Genomic DNA, 18,172 nt, shown 5'->3' with positions numbered 1-18,172 from the left:
GAGGGACCACGCAACGTCAACGGTTTGCCATGGAGCTGGCGAGGTACTGGGCGAACTTCAAGCGTAGACATTCCGACCCAGTGGTTTGTAACCTCCGTCACAGCGATGCCTGCCTTTGGGTGTCTCCGAGCAGAAACGAGGACTCACCGTGAGTGAGAACATCGAGTACCGCGCCCCGAGCCGCGCCCTGTTGTGGACCGAGGCCGTGCGCGCGAACGTCGAGGCCCATCTCTTCGCCGCCGCCCTTCCGGCGCTGGCGGCCGGCCCCCAGGGCGACGGGCACCACGTGCTCGTACTGCCCGGCCTCCTCGCCGACGACCAGAGCACCCGGCCGCTGCGCCGACTCCTGCAGGCGCGCGGCTTCCAGGCCCACGCGTGGCGGCTCGGCCTCAACATCGGACCGACCCGACGCATCCACGAGGGCATGGTCGACCGGCTCCGCGACCTGCACGACCGTGACGGCGCGCCGGTGAGCATCATCGGGTGGAGCCTCGGCGGGCTCCTCGCCCGCGAGCTCGCGCGTCTGGCGCCGGAGCACGTGCGCTCCGTGATCACCCTCGGCAGCCCGCTGCGCCTCTCCGTCGACAGCAGCGTGAACGCCAGCCACGCCAGCAAGGCGTTCCACCTGTTCCGCCCCTGGCACGTCCCGCTGTTCGACGGCCCCCGTTCGGAGGAGGAGCGCACGCCGCTGACCATGCCCGCGACCTCCGTCTACTCCCGGCTCGACGGCGTGGTGCCGTGGGCGGCCTGCCTCGACCTCGAGGGCCCGCTGCGGGAGAACGTCCAGGTCTCGGCCAGCCACCTCGGAATGGGGACCCACCCGGAGGTCGCCCGGATCGTGCTCGACCGGCTCGCCCAGCCGGTCGGCGCCTGGCAGCCGTACGCCGACTCCACCGCCGCGCTCGGATCGGGGGCCCGATGAGCATCGAGCGAGCGCAGTGCGGGGACGTCGAGATCGCCTTCGAGCGTTTCGGCTCGCCCCTGGACCCGACTGTCGTCCTGGTGATGGGTCTGGCGACCCAGATGATCGCCTGGCACGACGACTTCTGCGCGATGATCGCCGACGAGGGCTTCCAGGTCGTCCGCTTCGACAACCGGGACATCGGCCTGTCGACCCATTTCGACGAGGCCGGCATGCCCGACCTGACGCCCCTGATGAGCGGCGGACTGATCGAGGAGGCGCCGTACCTGCTGGCCGACATGGCCGATGACACGATGGCCCTCGTCGACGCCCTCGGCATCGCCCGGGTGCACGTGGTGGGCGCCTCGATGGGCGGCATGATCGCCCAGGAGGTCGCGCTGCGTCACCCGCAGCGGGTGCTCTCGCTGACCTCGATCTTCTCGACGCCCGGTCCCCGGATCGGCGCCCCGAAGCCGGAGGCCGCGGCAGCCCTGCTGTCCCCGCCGGCCACGACGGAGGAGGAGGCGGGCGAGCGTGCGGTGGCCGTCTACCGGGTGATCGGCTCCCCCGGCTACCCGCTCGACGAAGCGGGACTGACGGCTCGGGCCCGCGAGTCCTTCCGCAGGTCGAACGACCCGGCCGGCCCCATGCGCCAGCTCGCGGCCATCCACGTCTCCGGGGACCGCACCGAGCGCCTGCACGACCTGCGCGTCCCCACCCTCGTCCTGCACGGCGAGGACGACCCGCTGGTGCAGCCGGAGGGCGGGCGGGCCACCGCCGAGGCCGTGCCGGGCTCGCGCCTGGTGACCTTCCCGGGGATGGGCCATGACCTGCCCCTGGCCCTGTGGCCCGAGATCGTCAAGGAGATCGTGGCCCACGCCCGCGCGGCCGACTGACTCGAACGCGACCAGTGCCCCCGGCGGATTCCGCCGGGGGCACTGGTCGTTTTGTCGGCCCGGTGGTCGAGCCCCTCGGTGGTCGAGGCGCGACGAGCGCAGCGAGGAGCCTCGAAACCCACCGACGCCTTGGGCACGGCCAGAGGGTCGAGGCTCGGCCGCAGGCGGCCGCGCACCTCAAACACCGGCGACAACCACCGGCGATCCCGAAGCCGGACGCACGAGTGCCCCCGGCCGGTCGGCCGGGGGCACTGTGTGCTTCGACTGTCGTGCGACTAGCGGATCACTCCGGGACGCCGTTGGACGGCGGCTCCTCCGCCTCGCCGTCGTACTCCTCGACCGCGCCGTCGGCGTCGTCGGTGACGAGCGGCTTGGTCAGCGGCTTGACCTGCAGCTTGTCGATCGTCGAGATGTAGGAGCCGGTCATGCCCGAGTGGTCGTCCTCCGAGTAGGCGTAGGGCGTCGGGGACGGCCCGGCGCTCACCTTGCCCTCCTGGATCGCCTTCACCAGGCTCTCCCGGGTCGGGTCCTCACCGGCCGCGGCGAGCGCCTGGGCGATCGCGTAGGCCATGCAGTAGCCGTGCAGCGTGGTGTAGTCGAGCTCCGCGCCGTCGTTGTACTCCTTGTGGATGTCGGTGAACATCTTCGCCCACGGGTCGTCGGTCCCGACGACGGGGAGATAGTTGGCCGCGATGACACCCTGGGTGAGCGCCTCGGCGTTCTCCTTCAGGTAGGCCTTGAGGGAGAGCGGGTCGGCTCCGACGGACGAGATCACCCACTGCGGGTGGTAGTCCAGCTGGGCGGAGGTGCCCAGCGCGAGGGCGGTGAAGCCCGGGATCATGAACCCGAAGACCACGTCGCACTTGGCGGCCTGGAGCTTGCCGATCTGCGGAGCGACGTTGGTGTTGGAGGGCGAGTAGCTCTCCTTCGCCTTGAGCGCGTCGCCGCCGAGGATCTGCTCGACGCCCTTGACGCCGTCGGCACCGAGGTCGTCACCCTGACCGAACGAGCAGTACGTCTTGCCGTCGACGTTCTTCTTCGCGTAGTCGGCGAGGATCTTGCCCTCACGGAAGTAGTCCGTCTGCCAGCCGAAGGTGTTGGGGTACTTCTCCGCCTGGTTCCACGAGAGGCTGCCCGAGGAGACCATCAGGTCCGGCACCTTGCTCTGCCGGAGGAAGTCCAGCACCGCCGTGTGCGTCGGGGTTCCGAGGGCACCGGCCATCGCGAAGACCTTGTCCTGCTGGACGAGCTTGCGGGTCTTCTCCGCGGTGGTGGTCGGGTTGTAGCCGTCGTCCTCGATGAGCAGCTCGACCTTGCGGCCGTGGATGCCGCCCTCGGCGTTCACGTGCTTGAAGTAGGCGTCCATCGCCTTGCTGATCCGGGAGTAGCCCGGCGCCGCCGGCCCGGTCAGCGGCTGCGTGGTGCCGATCTTGATCGTGTCGTCCGTGACACCGGGGACGGAGCCGCCGCCCCCTCCCCCGCCGCTGCCGCCGGGGCCGCCACAAGCGGCAGCCACCAGGGCGAGGGACAGCGTCGCCGTGGCGAGCGCCGTTCGTCGTCCGGGTCGCGCCACGCGACCCGTCCCGATGGTTGTCTTCATCAGTTGCCTCCTTGCGGTTGAGCGGAACGACGGGGCAGCCGCCCGCCGAGGCGGGTCAGCAGACCCTGGATGCCACCGGGCATGGCGAGCATCACGACAATGAGGAGTAGACCGTACGCCGCGGCGGGCGCGTTGGGGTCCACCTTGAGCTCGTCCTTGAGGATCAGGTCGAGGTAGACGACCACGATGCTGCCCCAGATGGCGCCCCGCAGGCTGCCCAGACCGCCGATCACCACGGCCCCGAGGACGCTGAGGGACAGCACCAGGCCGAACGAGTGCGGGTTGGCGCCCTGGATCACCAGGCCGAGCAGGCCGCCGCCGACGCCCGCCGTGGCCGCGCTGAATGCGAAGGCGCGGACCTGCTCGCGAGGCACGGACAGCCCGCACAGCTGGGCGGAGATCTCGTGATCGCGCACCGCCGCGAGGTGCCGGCCGACGGCCGAGCGCTTGAGGTTGGCCATGAGCAGCAGCGCGACGGCCGCGCAGGCGATCGCGATCAGGGCGACAACGTGGCCGATGGTCCATCCGGCGCTCTCGAGCGACGCGGGCAGACGCGGGACCGGGATCGGCAGGCCCTGCTCGCCGTTGAACGTGTCGTGGAAGTACGTCGTCACGCCGGGCACGGCGACGCCGAGCGCGAGTGTGGCACCGGCGAGGTAGGGACCGCGCAGCCGCGCGGCGGCCACACCGATCACCGCCCCGACCAGGGTCGTGACCGCGATGGCCAGGATCAGGCCCACCACGATCACGCCGATCGAGACCTGCCCGAAGTCGTCGGTGCGCGAGGGCAGGAACTTCGCCATCGTGTAGGCGCCGATCGCCATCAGGGCGGCGTGGCCCAGCGAGATCTGACCGTTGCCGCCGACCAGGACGGTCAGGCCCAGCGCGGCGCAGATGTAGAGGGCCAGCTTCGCGACCGTCCCAGCGGTGTACTCGTCGACCGAGTAGACAGCGAGGAATCCGATCACCAGGAAGATGGCGGTCGCCGCGAGATTGCGCAGCAGGGTCGAGCTTCGCAGGACGTTCATCAGACCCTCCTCGCCTGAGCCGCACTGAAGAGGCCCTCCGGCTTGACCAACAAGATCACGATCAGCAGCACCAGCGCGGCGGGATAGAGCAGGTCGGAGCTCAGGTAGCCACTCGTGTAGGACAGCACCAGGCCGACCCCGAGGCCACCGACGACCGCGCCCACCAGGCTGTCCAGGCCGCCGACGACCGCGGCGGTGAAGCCGAGGACGAAGACGCCGTCCATCACCTGCGGGGTCAGCTCGGCCGACGTCGGGACGACGAGGATCGCCGCCACCGCTCCGGCCAGTCCCGCCACCGCCCAGCCGAGGGTGAGCATCCGGGACACCTTGACGCCCATCAGCCGTGCGGTGTCGGGCGCGAACGCAGCCGCTCGCATCCGCAGTCCCACCGGGGTCTTGGCCATCAGATAGCCGATGCCGGCCATCACGAGCAGCACGGAGCCGAGGACGAACACGTCCTGGGGCGAGACGAGCGGCGTCCCGGCGACCTGCCACTTCGAGGAGCTGAAGGCGGCATCGATGGTGCGGGTGGTCTCGACCGAGTAGGCCATGCCCAGCACCGCCTGGATCAGGATGAGCAGTCCGACGCCCACGATCACCGCGTTGAGGTGTGGCATGGACTCGGCTTTTCGGAACACCGTGAGCTGCACGAGCGCACCGATCACGAGGCCGCTCACCAGCGCGGCGAGCACACCCAGCCAGAACGACCCGGTGGCGTCGGTGACGGACCAGGCGACGTACGCCGACGCGACGGCCTGCGCTCCCTGGGCGAAGTTCAGCACTCGGGTGGCGCGCCAGATGATGACCAGGGCGAGCGCGACCGAGGCGTAGATCGCCCCGAAGGCGAAGCCGTTGACGGTGAAGAGGATGAAGCGTTCCATCTTATCGATTCCTCGCTTCCTAGAAGCCCAGGTAGGCGTGTCGGAGCTTGACGTCGGACTGCAGGTCGGCGGCGGGACCACGGGTCACGACCTTGCCGACCGAGATGACCACGCCCTCGTCGGCGATGCCCAGGGCGCTGCCGACGTTCTGCTCGACGAGCAGCACGGTCAGACCCTGTTGGTCGCGCAGGTCGCGCAGCAGCGCCATGATCCGGGCCACGATGGGAGGCGCGAGACCGAGGGAGGGCTCGTCGAGCAGCACCATCTTCGGCTTGGCGACCAAGGCCCGGCCGAGAGCCAGCATCTGCCGCTCGCCGCCGGAGAGCTGGTGGCCGTGGAAGGTACGGCGCTCGCGCAGCCGCTCGAACAGGTCGTAGACCTCGTCGATCGCGTCCGCGGTGGTCTTGGCGGCCGACGGACCGGTGCGCCACAGTCCGCCCAGCCGGAGGTTCTCCTCGACCGTCAACTCGGGGATCACCCCGCCCCCCTCAGGGACGTGGGTGAAGCCGCGCTGGATCAGGGCCTCGACGGGGAGCTTCGTGATGTCCTCGCCGTCGAAGACCACCTTGCCCGACGTCGGCCGGACCAGACCGGACAGCGACTTGAGCATCGTCGACTTGCCGGCACCGTTCGCGCCGAGGACCGCCGTGATCGTGCTCTGCTCCACCGCGACCGAGAAGTCATGGAGGACCTGGAGCCGGCCGTAGCCGGAGTTCAGTCCCTCGACCTCGAGCAGTGCTGTCATGACGTCGCCTCCTCGTCCTCGGTGAGGGCCGACTCCTCCGGCACCTCCGCACCCAGATAGGCGGCCGCGACCGCCGGGTCCGCCTGCACCTCGGCGGGCGTGCCCTGGGCCACGCACTTGCCGAAGTCGAGGACCACGACCTTGTCGCAGACCTGCATGACCAGATCCATGTGGTGCTCCACGAGCATCACCGAGCACGGGGACTCCCACTCGCGCGGCAGAGCCCGGATCAGCTCGGCCAACGGCCCGAGGTCCTCGGCGCCCAGTCCGCCCGCGGGCTCGTCCAGCATCAGCAGGCGAGGCCGGCTGATCAGGGCGCGCGCCAGGGCGACCCGCTTCTGCACCGGGTAGGCCAGCGTGCCGGCGACCCGGTCGGCGACGTCGGCGGCACCGAGCCGCTCGAGCCACTCGATGGCCTCGGTGCGCAGCCTCCGCTCGTCACGGTCGCTGCGCGGCAGTCCGAGCAGCGCCGAGCCGAAGCCGGCCTTGCGCGAGGTCGCCGCTCCGACCATGACGTTCTCCGCCGCGGTCAGGTGGGTGAACAGGCCCACCCCCTGCAGGGTGCGCGTCATGCCGTGCCGGACCAGTTGGTCGGGACGCGGCTGGAAGGGCTTGCCCTCCCAGGTCAACGAGCCGTTGCTGGGCTTCACGAAGCCGCTGATGACGTTGAAGAGCGTCGTCTTCCCGGCGCCGTTGGGACCGATCACGCCGGTGACGGTCCCCTCGGCGACCTCGAACGAGACGCTCTCCAGCGCGACGAGTCCGCCGAAGCGAACTCCCACGTCGTGGACAACCAGGCCGCTCATCGCGGTCCTCCTTCTGTCGTAGTGGGGATCAGCCGCGAAGCAGCGCCCGCACCGCCTGCCGCACTTTGCCCGGGTCGGGCGTCTCCCCCGCGATGACATCCGAGTAGACGAACGCCTCGGACATCCGCAGCGTGAGATAGGCGAGGTCGTGGACCGGCAGCGGCGGGTCGATCCGCCCGGCGGCGATCTCCTCGGCCAACAGCGCCTCGATGAGCGCCTGCAGCCGGGCTTGGAAGTCGGTGGCCTGCGTCGTGAGCAGGCGCAGCGCCCGCTCCGGCTCGCGCTGCACGAAGGTCATCATCGGCTCGGAGCTCACCGTGAACGCCGCCAGGTCGCCCAGCACGGAGGCCACCCGATTCGCACCCCGCTTGCGGCGCGAGGTCTGCACCGCCGCCTCGAAGGTCGGGAGCGTCATCGACCAGATGATCTCCGCCAGCAGCTGGTCCCGGCCGCCGACCCAGCGGAACAGCGTGGCTCGGCTGACGCCGAGATCCTGCGCCAGCTCCTGCATCTCGATTCGGCGGCCGGCCATGAAGGCACGACGCGCCTCCCGAAAGGCGGTCAATGCATCGGGTCGTGACGTGCTCTCGCTGAGCATTCGGGACAGCGGCGTCTGGCTCATGGGACTCCTCAGTGCCGTCCGAGTGTGGCACCTCGCCGAAACGGCCCTGGCCGGCATCCCGCGACGAACCGGCGACCGTGATCTGTGACGCAGGTCTCATGTCGCGCCACACTAGCGACTCCGCTCCACCCTTGCAACGTTTCGCGATCTGTTGCAACCATGCTTCTGATCTAACACCGTTTCAACCACAGCCGAGGGGATCAACGATGCAACGGACCGTCTTCGACGAGGACCACGAGAGCTTCCGCGCGACCCTGCGCGCGTTCCTCGAGGCGGAGGTGCTGCCCCACTACGAGGAGTGGTACCAGGCCGGCGTGGTCCCCCGCTCGCTCTACGGCCAGATGGCCGATCTGGGGCTGTTCGGGATCAGCGTTCCCGAGGAGTACGGCGGCGCCGGGGTCGACTCCCACAAGTTCACCGCCATCCAGTACGAGGAGACCGCCCGCGTCGGCGTCACCCTCGGCGGATCCGGCGTGCACGTCCTGCTCGCGCTGCCCTATCTCAAGATGCTGGCGACCGAGGAGCAGAAGAAGCGCTACCTCCCCAACTTCGTCACCGGCGAGGAGATGTGGGCCCTTGCCATGACCGAGCCCGGCACCGGCTCCGACGTGGCCGGGATGCGCACGAGCGCCAAGCTCGACGGCGACCACTACGTCCTCAACGGAGCCAAGACCTTCATCACCGGCGGCGTCCTGGCCGACCGCGTCATCGTCGCCTGCCGCACGAGCCCGGCCACCGAGAACGACCGCCGCTTCGGACTCTCGCTGCTCGCGGTCGACACCCACTCCCCGGGCTTCTCCGTCGGCCGCAAGCTCGACAAGCTCGGCCTGCGGACGCAGGACACCGCCGAGTTGGTCTTCGAGGACGTCCGCGTCCCGGTCGAGGACCTCCTCGGAGAGGAGAACCAGGGCTTCTCCTATCTCGGCCGCAACCTGCCCTCCGAGCGCTGGGGCATCGCGCACGGGGCGTACGCCCAGGCGAAGGCGGCGATCCGCTTCGCGCAGCAGTACGTCGAGCAGCGCACCGTGTTCGGCAAGACCGTGGCCTCGTTCCAGAACACCAAGTTCGAGCTCGCCGCCTGCAAGGCCGAGGTCGATGCCGCCGAGGCCGTCGTCGACCGCGCCCTGGAGGCCCTGGACCGCGGCGACCTCACGCCGGCCGATGCCGCCTCCGCCAAGGTGTTCTGCACCGAGGTCGCCCACCGGGTCATCGACCGGTGCCTGCAGCTGCACGGCGGCTACGGGTACATGAACGAGTACCCCATCGCGCGGCTGTACGCCGACAACCGCGTCAACCGGATCTACGGCGGCACGACCGAGATCATGAAGACGATCATCGCCAAGGACATGGGGCTGTGAGGCTCCTCGGCGACTGACGAGCCTGCGCCACCTCCGGGCCCGGCCCGGAGGTGGCGCAGTCGTCGATCAGTCCCGCAGCTCCCGCTTGAGGATCTTGCCGCTGGGGCCCTTCGGCAGGTCGTCGCGCAGCAGGATCTGGCGCGGGTACTTGTAGGCAGCCAGCCGCTCCTTGCAGTGGGCCGTGAGGTCCTCGGGCCCGGCGGTGGCGCCGGACCTCAGGACGACGTACGCGACGACCTCCTCGCCCAGCCGCTCGTCGGGCCGGCCGACGACGGCCGCCTCGACGACCTCGGGGTGCTCGTAGAGCACCTCCTCGACCTCGCGGGGGTAGACGTTGTAGCCGCCGCGGATGACGAGGTCCTTGAGCCGGTCGACGATGTAGTAGTAGCCGTCATCGTCGCGGTAGCCGAGGTCGCCGGTGTGGAACCAGCCGTCCACGATCGCCTCGGCCGTGGCCTCGGTCCGCTTGTAGTAGCCCTTCATGATGTTGTGGCCGCGGATCTGGATCTCGCCGACCTGGTCCTCGCCCGGCCCGAGGACGGAGCCGTCCTCGCCGACCACCCGCATCTCGACGCCCCAGATCGGCTTGCCGACCGAGAGCACCTTGCGCTGCTCGGCGCTGATGTTGAAGGTGGCCGTGCTCGCCGACTCGGAGAGGCCGTAGCCCTCGAGCACCACGACGCCGCCGAACTTCTCCTCGAAGGCCCGGATCACCTCACCGGGCATCGACGCGCCGCCCGAGCAGGCCGCCCTCAGCGACGACAGGTCACGGCCCGACGTGTCGTGGTGCAGCAGCGCGACGTACATCGTCGGCACGCCGGAGAAGATCGTGCACCCGTGCTCCTCGATCGCGCTCACCACCGCCTCCGCGTCGAAGCGCGGCACCAGGACCAGGGTGGCGCCGAAGCGGACGACGATGTTGAGCACGCTGGACAGGCCGAAGACGTGGAAGAGGGGGAGCACGCCCAGCGACACGTCGTCCTCGCGCACCCCGAACAGCTCGCCCGCGGTCGTGCAGTTCATGAAGAGCTGGAAGTGGGTGAGCTCGGCGCCCTTGGGCCGGCCGGTGGTGCCGCTCGTGTAGAGCAGGACCGCGGTGTCGTCGGGGGACATCGCCCGCAGCAGGCCGGTGTTCTCGGCCTCGAGCAGCTCACTGAACGCGAGCGCTCCGCCCGCCACCGGCGAGCCGGAGGGGTTGACGACGTAGACCGGCAGTCCCCCGGCGTCCTTCGCCCCGGCCAGGGCCGGCTCGGCGAACTGCTCGAAGGTCACCAGGGCCCGCGCGTCGCTGTCCTGCAGGTGGTAGGCGATCTCCGGCGCCGTGAGCAGCGGGTTGATCGGCACCGCCGTCATCCCCGCCTTCAGGATCCCGAAGTAGGCGAGGAGGAACTGGGGGACGTTGGGCAACTGGAGCGCGACCTTGTCACCCGGCTCGAAGCCGAGGGCGTCCAGCGACGCGGCGACCCTCCCGGACAGGTCGTCGACCTCGGCGTAGGTCAGCGACCGATCGCCGAAGTGCACCAACGGCTTGTCGGCGTGCTCGGCCGCCGACTGGGTGAGCATGGTGGCGAGATTGAAGGACATCGCCGGTTCACTTCCCTTCGAAGTTGTTGCGGGGGACGTCGACGAGCATCGCGTCGACCAGTTCTCGGTTGGGTCGTCAGACGGCCGCGAGCGCGGCGGCCTCGGCCACGATGTAGTCGATGATCCGCTCGAGATCCGGGATCAGCTCCGGGCAGCTGATCAGGCCGAAGTCCATGTTGTCGCGGTAGCTCTGCACGGTGATGTTGAGGCCCATGCCGTCGCTGATCATCGACACCGGGTAGTTGGCCTCCATCAGCGCACCCGCGTAGTAGAGCGGCTCGCGCGGCCCGGGCACGTTGGAGATGACGAGGTTGAACGGCAGGGCGACGGTGTCGGCCAGCCGCAGCGATGCCGCGGTCCGGGCGACGAGCTCGGCCGCCGCCGGCGCCGCGAACTGGGCGAACTCCTGCAGCAGCGCTGCCGGCAGCGCCGCGAAGTCCTCCTTGGCACGGCTCATCGACGCATGCACCGCCTCTACCCGCGCCAGCGGGTCGGTGAGGTGCGTGGGCAGCTCGGCGATCATCGCGGAGACCTGGTTGCCGGCCGTGTCGGCCTGCTCGGCGGTCCGGATCGAGACCGGGACCATCGCGCGCAGCGGCGCCTCGGGCAGCTCGTCGTGGTCGAGGAGCCACTGGCGCAGAGCACCGGCGCAGATCGCCATCACGACGTCGTTGATGGTGCAGCCCAGCGACTCCTTGATCTTCTTGACGTCGCTGAGCGGGACGGTGCCGTAGGCCCAGTTGCGCCGCGCCGTCATCGACTTGTTGAACGACAGGCGTGGGGCCGGGACCGGCGGGTTGTCCAGCATCTTCGTCCGCGCCTCGCCGAGAGCCGCGTAGCCGAAGTGCTGCATGCTCTTCTGCCACTCCGCCGCGCCCTTGAGCATGAGCTCGACGCTCTTGCCGGGGTGGCCCAGCAGGCCCATCCAGCCGCGCGTCAGCATCTCCATCTCCGAGGGCCGAGTCTCCGACGCGGGCATCTCCGCGGGCGGTTGGGGAGCCGGGCAGGACGGGTCCGGCGAGAGCAGCGTGGAGAGGATCATCCTGCCCGCCTTCCCGTCGATCGCCGCGTGGTGGAGCTTGGTGTAGATCGCGACCTTGCCACCCTCGAGGCCCTCGATGACGTAGAGCTCCCACAGGGGGTGAGCGCGGTCGAGCGGTCGCGCATGGATGCGGCTGACCTGCTCGATGAGCTGCTGCTGGTTGCCCGGCGCGGGCAGGGCGAGGCTGCGGACGTGGAAGTCGAGGTCGACGTCGTGATCGTCGTACCAGTAGGGCAGGTCGATGCCGAGTGGCACCTCGGCCAGGCGCCACCGCAACGGGGGCAGGGCCGGGATGCGGGCGGCGACGTACTCCTTCATCGTCTCGAGGTCGACCGGGCGCTCGGCCGTCGACGGGTCGAGGATGATCAACCCCCCGACGTGACCGGTCATCCGCGAGTCCTCCATGTGAAGGAACGACGCGTCGACACCACTCAGCTGCCGCATATGAACCTCCTGTGCTGCGCGCGCACGCTCTGTGCGGCCGCTCGAATCGGCCGGAAAGATGGACATTCCGACCACGCGGTTTGTATGTTAGCAAGGTCACACCCGCCTGCCGAGAGCGATTCTCCATGTCTGAGACGAACCGCGGTACCCCCACCTTCCGTCGGCCCGACGAGTTGCTCTGGCGCACCGAGCCGATGCGCGCCACCGGGGATCTGCTCGCCCTGTGGGCCAGCCTGCCGACCCTGGCGCCGCTGCGACTCGGCGACGGGCACACGGTGCTGGTGCTGCCCGGCTTCCTCGCCGACGACCTGAGCACGATCGCCCTGCGCACCCTGCTGAAGGCGCACAACTACCGCGCCGCGCGCTGGAAGCTCGGAACCAACCTCGGCCCGACCGAGCAGACGTGGGGCGGCGCGATCCGTCGGCTCGAGCGGCTCCACGAGCGCTCCGGGAAGCCGGTGACCCTGATCGGGCAGAGCCTCGGCGGCATCTTCGCCCGCGAGCTGGCCCGGCGCCATCCCGAGCAGGTGCGCCAGGTGATCACCCTCGGCTCGCCGTACCGGCTGCGCTCGACGGAGGCTCCCGAGACCACGACTGTCGGGCATCTCTACCACAGCCTCCGCGGCCTGCACACCGACGCCTTCGACCACACCGAGCCCGAGGAGGGGCGCCCGCCGATCACGGTGCCGACCACGTCGATCTACTCGCGCAGCGACGGCGTCGTGCCCTGGCAGTCGTGCGTGGACGTCGAGCGCCCGCTGGCCGAGAACGTCGAGGTCACGGCGAGCCACTGCGGCATGGGCTTCCACCCCCAGGTGCTGCGCATCGTCCTGGACCGCCTCGCGCAGGAGCCCGGCCGCTGGGCGCCGTACGCGGAGGCGCACCCCATCGCCTCCTGACCCGTCCCCGAACGCACACGAGGACCGCCCCCCTGGGGGGCGGTCCTCGTGTCGTACTGGCTCAGTACTGGCTCAGGCGTCCTTGGAGCCGGCGCCCAGGTCGAGCAGGCGCAGGGTGAGGTCGCGCTGCGCGGAGAGCAGGCGGGTGGCCATGTCGAAGTTGGCCTCGACGATCTCGCTCGGCTTGGGGAGGCGCTCGGACAGGGCCTCGTTGAGCTTCGCGAACGGCTCGGGGGTGGCCGGGAGGGCCGGGGTGGGGATCGAGTCGGCGAAGCGCTGGGCGTTCTCCGAGAGCTTGGTGACAGCCTGCTCGGCGTTCTTGAGCGCGGCGACCCACTGGTCGGCAACCTGGTTGGTGATCTCGCGGTAGGTGGACATGGATCGTTCCCTTCGGTCTGCGTTGACACCGGGATTCGGTGCTTGGTGCACCAAGCATTACGCATGGTTGCTTGGTCTGTCAAGCATCAAAATGGCTGACTGCGCAGAAATTCTCCGGCGGAGGGAAATTTCAGGTGAGGACGACGCGGACGTACTCCCCCGGCGCGTCGCAGAGGGGCGGGTACGCCGCCGAGCCGGGCTCGGTCGGCGCCGGCACCTTGTCCGGGGTGCGGGTCGAGATCCACTCGCTCCAGTGCCTCCACCAGCTGCCGGCGTGCTTCTCCGCGGCCTCGAGCCAGGCGTCGGGGTCGGTGCCGGTGATCTCGCCCGTCCAGTGCATCGACTTCCGGTGCTCGGGCGGGCGGGAGATGGCGATGGCGTGGCCTCCGCCGGCCAGCACGAAGGTCCGCTCCCCACCCACCATGGCCAGGGTGCGGAAGCAGTGCTTCCACGGGGAGATGTGGTCGGTCGACGCGCCCAGGACGTAGGTGTCGACGGTGATCTGCCGGGTGTCGAGAGGCTGGCCGAGGATGGTCACGCCGCCGGGCTTGGTCAGCCCGTTCGCCAGCGCCGTGCCGATCATGTCGCTGCCGAACTGAGCCGTCATGTTGGTCTGGTCCGAGGCCCAGTAGAGCAGCGCCAGCTTCGGCGGGCGGCGACCCATGACGTAGTTGTTGACGACTCCGCTCCAGATGCCCTCGGCCGGGCGCATCATCGCGAAGGAGCGGGCCGTGTCGGCGGCGCTGAACACGCCACGCTCGCGGGCCTGGGCCACGGCGCGCTCGCCCGTCTCCTCGTCCAGGAAGGCCATCGTGTGCGCCTCGTCGAAGTCGACCACGGCGATGCCGAGGGTCAGCGTGGCGAGGAGGTCCTGGCGGTCCACCGCCGCGAGATAGGCGGCCGTCATCAGCGCCACCTGTCCCCCACCGCACAGGCCGAGCAGATGGACCCGCTCGGAGCCGGAGATCTCGGCGACGCTCTCGAGCGCCTCGACCAGGCTGGCGACGTACGCCTCGAAGCCGACGTCGGCGTGCGAGGCGTCGGGCTGGACCCAGGAGGGCACGAACACCCGGCGGCCCTCGCGCAGGTGGGCCGCGACGATCGAGTGCTCGGGCTCGAGGTCGACGAGGTAGTACTTGTTGACCGGCGACGGGGTCAGGAGCACCGGTACGGCGTCGACCTCCTCGGTCTGCGGCAGGTACTCGATCAGCTCGTAGAGTCGCTCGCGGCGGACGACCTTGCCCGGCGTGGCCGCGATCGTCTCCCCCAGCACGAAGTCGGCTCGGTCGACGCTGCTGGGCAGCTTGGTCGGGCCGGACATGTCGCGGGCGAAGTTGGCGAAGCCGCGCAGGATGCTGGCGCCGCCGGTGTCGAGAGCCTCCTTCCACCCAGCCGGGTTGAGCAGCGGGTTGTTCGTCGGCGCGAGCGCGGCGAGCAGGTTGTCGACCGGCATCCGCAGCCGTTCACGGGTGCGCCAGTCGACATCGACCTCGTCGAGGATGTCGAGCACCGCCTCGCTGCTCGCGACATAGGAGCGCGCGACCATGTTGAGGAGCGGGTTGTCATGCCAGGCCGGGTCCGCGAAGCGGGCGTCGAGCCCGCCCACGTCTCCCTTCCGGCTCGCGATGTCGGCATGCTCGGCCATCAGCGCCGACAGGCGATCGAGGGCCACCGACGGGTCGCCCGCGAGTGCCCGGGCGAGGGTGCGCAGCTCCTCGGGAGGCAGCAGACCGCCCAGGCCCCGGGAGGCGGCGGCCGTGACGACCGCCTCGAATCCCGCTCCCGCAGAGTTGTTGACCCGGGTGTCGTCGCTCATGCCCACCTTCGCTCGGTTGTGCGGCGCGCGGACCGAAATCGAGATGCGCGCGTGACGCAGGTCACAGCCCGCTAGTCTAGGTCCACCCGAACCTGATGTCGTCGTCAAGTTCGCCTGGCGAGAGGACCCAACGATGCCGCCCAGCTCGACCACCAGCGCCCGGCCACCCGCCCTGGTCTTCGGTCTCACCGAGCCCAGCCGCGCGCTCGCGGAGCTCGGCTGGTTCATGGGCGCGCGCGCCTGGCTCGCCACGCAGTTCTCGGGCGACGGCCGCCCGGTCCTGGTGATCCCGGGCCTCAGCGCGGGCGACTGGTCCACCCGCCCGCTGCGCGGGCTGTTGCGGCAGGTCGGCTACACGCCGTACGAATGGGGCCTCGGGACCAACATCGGACCGACGCCCCAGGCGATCGCGGGCCTCGACGCCCTCATCACCACCATCCGCGAGCGGCACGACCAGCCGGTGAGCGTCATCGGACAGAGCCTCGGCGGCTATCTCGGCGCCGAGCTCGCCCGGCGCAACCCGGGCGCCGTCGACCGGCTGATCACGCTCGGCAGCCCGATGACGATGACCGACCTGCGCCAGTCGCGCGCAGGCGCGGAGTACGCCAAGCACTACGGGCGCCATCTCTCGGGCTACGACTTCGAGACCTGGCGGCGGGCACCCCGCCCCGAGATCCCCTCGACGTCGGTCTTCAGCCGCAGCGACGGCATCGTGCACTGGTCGGCGTGCCGCTACCCGGAGGACGCGTCGACCAGCAACCTCACCGAGAACGTCGAGGTGCTCAGCAGCCACATCGGGATGGCGGTGCACCCCGCCGCCGTCTACGCGGCCCTCGACCGGCTCGCGGCGCCGCTCGAGGACTGGCAGCGCTTCACGCCGCCGGCCTGGCTGGCCGGCTACTTCCCCTCCGCGCTGCGGGCGGCCTGAGCGCCGGCGCTCCCCGAAAGACGACGAAGGACCGCCCCCGAACGGGGGCGGTCCTTCGGTTCGAGGACGGACCGGGTCAGGCCTTCTTGGCCGGGGTCGTCTTCTTCGCGGCGGTCTTCTTCACGGGCGCGGCCGGAGCGGCGGGCGCCTCGGCGACGGGGGCCTCGGCCGGGGCGTCCGACTTCGCACCCGGGGTGGTGACCTCGAGCAGGCGCAGGGTCAGGTCGCGCTGGGCGGAGAGCAGACGCGTGGTGAAGTCGAAGTTGGCCTCGACGATCTCGCTGGGCTTCGGGAGGTGCTCGGTCAGCGCCTCGTTGAGCTTGGCGAAGGGCTCCGCGCCGGGGAGGCTCGGGGTCGGGATGCTCGGCATCGCGTCAGCGAAGCGCTGCGCGTTCTGGGACAGCTTGGTGACCGTCTCCTCGGCGTTCTTGAGGGCGGCGACCCACTGGTCGGCAACCTGGTTGGTGATCTCGCGGTAGGTGGACATGCTGGTACTTCCCTTCGTGGTGTGGATGGTGGCGGCGAGCGGGGGGATTCCGCTCAGGCTCCGCCGACCATCGCCTTGTAGGTCTGGATGAGCGCCGACTTCTGGGCCTGGCTGAGCGCGCTGTCGCCGGCGATGGCGTCGAGGACGCCGGTGTACTTCTTGGTCGAGCCGGTGGCGGGCAGCCAGCCCATCCGCTCGAAGAGCTGCTCCGGAGCCAGGCCCAGCCCCTCGGCGATCGAGCGCAGGATGTCGGGCGAGGGCTGGTACATGCCCCGCTCGAGCTGGCTCAGGTAGGAGTCCGAGACGTTCGTGGCACGAGCCAGCGCCCGCAGCGACACCTGCGCGATCTCGCGCTGGGCCCGCAGGTACTTGCCCAGGTCCGCCAGCGCCTCGGCGTGCTCCGACATGTCGGCCTCCTCGTCTCCACCAACAGCCGTCGTGCTGCTTGGTACACCAAGCATGACAGAGGGGTGCTTGGTGTGTCAAGCATCCAGTGCGGTCGACTTTGCGGGACGCGCCGGGGCCGCCCGTGCGTTCGTACGAGCTCGTCGGGTTCTTCCGGGCAAGCCTCGGCTGAGCCCGCCACCACGACGGGAGGCCCCGACCGAACGGCGTTCGGTCGGGGCCTCCTGGCTTCTCGGGCGCTCAGCGCAGGCGAATCGTCCTGACGGCCGAGCTCGACGGCGCGACGCTCGCGGAGCCGGCGTACTGGGCGACGAGGCGGTGCTTGCCCTTGCCGAGCTTGGCCATGCTCATCCGCAGGACGCCGTGGTGACCGGGCGCGAGGGTGCCTCGGGCCACGACCCGGCCACCCCGGGCGAGGTCGCGGACGACGACCTGACCGGTGGGCGACGTGCTGGCGCCGACGGTGACCGTGGCCTTGCCCCTCCTGCCGGCCGACACCTTGTACTTCGCGGTGGTGGCCGAGGAGACCTGCGCGACCGTGCCCGTGCCGGGGCCACCCGCGCCACCGGGGCCGCCGGGGCCACCGGGGCCGCCCGAGCCGCCCGAGCCCGTGGCGAAGAGCGGGACGTACGGCGTCACGAACGCCTTGTCGCCGCCGTGTCCGTTGACCTTGAACGCGACCTGCAGGTGGTCACCGGAGGTGGAGACGGGGCACGGGGCGATGCCGGCGGTCCGCTCCCAGCAGTTGGGGGCGGGCGTGGCGGTGCCGTTCAGTCCGCGGGTGGCGACGACGGGGACCTGGAACTCGAAGACCTGCCCGCGCTTCAGGGTGATCGCCTGCCCGCCGGCCGAGGCGATCGCGATGCCGCCGTTCACGCCCCGGGTCAGCCCGACCGGGTCGGTGGTGAACGTCGGGGTCGGGTCGTCGATGGCGTTGATGCCCCAGCGGACGGGCTCGTCGGGATAGCCGAACGCCGTCTCGTCGAACATCAGCTCCGGTACGACGGCCACGCCGCTGCTGCACGGCAGCCCGACGAGGCCGATGTAGCCGTGCAGGAGGAACGGCTCGCCGACCTTCGGGACCTGGCCGGTCGGCGACCACCAGCCGACGGACGCGGTGACGCCCGGCGACTGCTGTCCGGTGTAGCAGTCGTAGATCGTGTCGGACTCACTGGTGCCGTCCTGCCACTCGCCCGCCGCGTGGGCGGGTGAGGCGAACGCCAGCAGTGGTGCGGTGATGAGGGTCGCCGCGAGGGCGAGCAGCGAGGTGCGGTTTCTGTTCTTCGAGGTCATGGCGGGGACGCTAGGAGGCCGCTCGTCCCGTGGAGAACGGCGTGTTGTCCTCAGTTCGG

Annotated in this window: 18 protein-coding genes; 5 read left to right on the top strand and 13 right to left on the bottom strand. The window is 70.3% G+C overall.

The annotated features are described in order from the left end of the window. Positions 1 to 148: 148 nt before the first annotated feature. On the top strand, positions 149 to 922 hold the full coding sequence (locus FHP29_RS20410) for an alpha/beta fold hydrolase (protein WP_139624685.1): 774 nt from the start codon (positions 149 to 151) through the stop codon (positions 920 to 922). Next, on the top strand, positions 919 to 1,797 hold the full coding sequence (locus FHP29_RS20405) for an alpha/beta fold hydrolase (protein WP_139624684.1): 879 nt from the start codon (positions 919 to 921) through the stop codon (positions 1,795 to 1,797). Before FHP29_RS20410 ends, FHP29_RS20405 begins: the two co-directional genes overlap by 4 nt. Positions 1,798 to 2,080: 283 nt before the next feature. Here the strand turns inward: FHP29_RS20405 and FHP29_RS20400 are convergent, their stop codons facing one another. From FHP29_RS20400 to FHP29_RS20375, 6 genes are read right to left on the bottom strand one after another with little or no spacing between them, the layout of a single operon-like run. Next, entirely contained in the window at positions 2,081 to 3,397 is a 1,317-nt protein-coding gene (locus FHP29_RS20400; RefSeq protein ID WP_139624683.1) for an ABC transporter substrate-binding protein, read from the bottom strand. Beyond that, positions 3,397 to 4,425, bottom strand: coding sequence for a branched-chain amino acid ABC transporter permease (locus FHP29_RS20395; protein ID WP_139624682.1), 1,029 nt, complete (start codon positions 4,423 to 4,425; stop codon positions 3,397 to 3,399). Before FHP29_RS20395 ends, FHP29_RS20400 begins: the two co-directional genes overlap by 1 nt. Continuing rightward, positions 4,425 to 5,306 carry a branched-chain amino acid ABC transporter permease gene (locus FHP29_RS20390; RefSeq protein WP_139624681.1) on the bottom strand — a complete coding sequence of 294 codons (882 nt, stop codon included), beginning with the start codon at positions 5,304 to 5,306 and terminating at the stop codon, positions 4,425 to 4,427. The genes FHP29_RS20395 and FHP29_RS20390 overlap by 1 nt, the downstream gene beginning before the upstream one ends. A 19-nt stretch (positions 5,307 to 5,325) precedes the next feature. Further along, on the bottom strand, positions 5,326 to 6,051 hold the full coding sequence (locus FHP29_RS20385; RefSeq protein ID WP_139624680.1) for an ABC transporter ATP-binding protein: 726 nt from the start codon (positions 6,049 to 6,051) through the stop codon (positions 5,326 to 5,328). Beyond that, positions 6,048 to 6,857: an ABC transporter ATP-binding protein gene (locus tag FHP29_RS20380; RefSeq protein WP_139624679.1), complete on the bottom strand. Its 810-nt coding sequence runs from the start codon at positions 6,855 to 6,857 to the stop codon at positions 6,048 to 6,050. The genes FHP29_RS20385 and FHP29_RS20380 overlap by 4 nt, the downstream gene beginning before the upstream one ends. A 28-nt stretch (positions 6,858 to 6,885) precedes the next feature. Then, entirely contained in the window at positions 6,886 to 7,389 is a 504-nt protein-coding gene (locus tag FHP29_RS20375) for a QsdR family transcriptional regulator (protein ID WP_240044638.1), read from the bottom strand. A 296-nt stretch (positions 7,390 to 7,685) separates the two neighbouring features. On the opposite strand from FHP29_RS20375, the gene FHP29_RS20370 reads away from it, so the two are divergent. After that, a complete protein-coding gene (locus tag FHP29_RS20370) occupies positions 7,686 to 8,837 on the top strand; it encodes an acyl-CoA dehydrogenase family protein (protein WP_139624678.1) in 1,152 nt (383 codons plus the stop codon). 66 nt (positions 8,838 to 8,903) lie between these two features. On the opposite strand, the gene FHP29_RS20365 is transcribed toward FHP29_RS20370, so the two are convergent. Together FHP29_RS20365 and FHP29_RS20360 are read right to left on the bottom strand one after the other, a co-directional pair. Beyond that, positions 8,904 to 10,421: a long-chain-fatty-acid--CoA ligase gene (locus FHP29_RS20365; protein WP_139624677.1), complete on the bottom strand. Its 1,518-nt coding sequence runs from the start codon at positions 10,419 to 10,421 to the stop codon at positions 8,904 to 8,906. Between the two features lie 76 nt (positions 10,422 to 10,497). Then, the gene (locus FHP29_RS20360) at positions 10,498 to 11,907 is read right to left on the bottom strand and encodes a WS/DGAT/MGAT family O-acyltransferase (protein WP_158296660.1); all 1,410 of its coding nucleotides are present in this window, start codon (positions 11,905 to 11,907) and stop codon (positions 10,498 to 10,500) included. 125 nt (positions 11,908 to 12,032) lie between these two features. On the opposite strand from FHP29_RS20360, the gene FHP29_RS20355 reads away from it, so the two are divergent. After that, the gene (locus tag FHP29_RS20355; RefSeq protein WP_139624675.1) at positions 12,033 to 12,806 is read left to right on the top strand and encodes an alpha/beta fold hydrolase; all 774 of its coding nucleotides are present in this window, start codon (positions 12,033 to 12,035) and stop codon (positions 12,804 to 12,806) included. Between the two features lie 72 nt (positions 12,807 to 12,878). Here the strand turns inward: FHP29_RS20355 and FHP29_RS20350 are convergent, their stop codons facing one another. Together FHP29_RS20350 and FHP29_RS20345 are read right to left on the bottom strand one after the other, a co-directional pair. Next, positions 12,879 to 13,184, bottom strand: coding sequence for a hypothetical protein (locus FHP29_RS20350; protein WP_139624674.1), 306 nt, complete (start codon positions 13,182 to 13,184; stop codon positions 12,879 to 12,881). Positions 13,185 to 13,314: 130 nt separating this feature from the next. Then, positions 13,315 to 15,000 (bottom strand): PHA/PHB synthase family protein, encoded by a 1,686-nt coding sequence (locus tag FHP29_RS20345; RefSeq protein WP_158296659.1) that lies wholly within the window; start codon positions 14,998 to 15,000, stop codon positions 13,315 to 13,317. Positions 15,001 to 15,133: 133 nt separating this feature from the next. Between FHP29_RS20345 and FHP29_RS20340 the strand changes: the two genes are divergently transcribed. Then, entirely contained in the window at positions 15,134 to 15,928 is a 795-nt protein-coding gene (locus tag FHP29_RS20340) for an esterase/lipase family protein (protein ID WP_139624672.1), read from the top strand. Between the two features lie 76 nt (positions 15,929 to 16,004). Here FHP29_RS20340 and FHP29_RS20335 read toward each other — a convergent pair whose 3' ends face one another. From FHP29_RS20335 to FHP29_RS20325, 3 genes are all read right to left on the bottom strand, one after another. Then, positions 16,005 to 16,415 carry a hypothetical protein gene (locus tag FHP29_RS20335; RefSeq protein ID WP_139624671.1) on the bottom strand — a complete coding sequence of 137 codons (411 nt, stop codon included), beginning with the start codon at positions 16,413 to 16,415 and terminating at the stop codon, positions 16,005 to 16,007. A gap of 53 nt (positions 16,416 to 16,468) precedes the next feature. Then, positions 16,469 to 16,822 (bottom strand): helix-turn-helix domain-containing protein, encoded by a 354-nt coding sequence (locus tag FHP29_RS20330; RefSeq protein WP_139624670.1) that lies wholly within the window; start codon positions 16,820 to 16,822, stop codon positions 16,469 to 16,471. A 238-nt stretch (positions 16,823 to 17,060) separates the two neighbouring features. After that, positions 17,061 to 18,113, bottom strand: coding sequence for an Ig-like domain repeat protein (locus tag FHP29_RS20325; protein WP_139624669.1), 1,053 nt, complete (start codon positions 18,111 to 18,113; stop codon positions 17,061 to 17,063). Between the last annotated feature and the right edge of the window lie 59 nt (positions 18,114 to 18,172).

The organism is Nocardioides albidus, from assembly GCF_006335005.1.
GTDB classification, from domain to species: Bacteria; Actinomycetota; Actinomycetes; order Propionibacteriales; family Nocardioidaceae; genus Nocardioides; species Nocardioides albidus.
The sequence above is the reverse complement of the archived record's forward strand: the minus strand, read 5'-3'. Positions and strand labels throughout refer to the sequence as shown.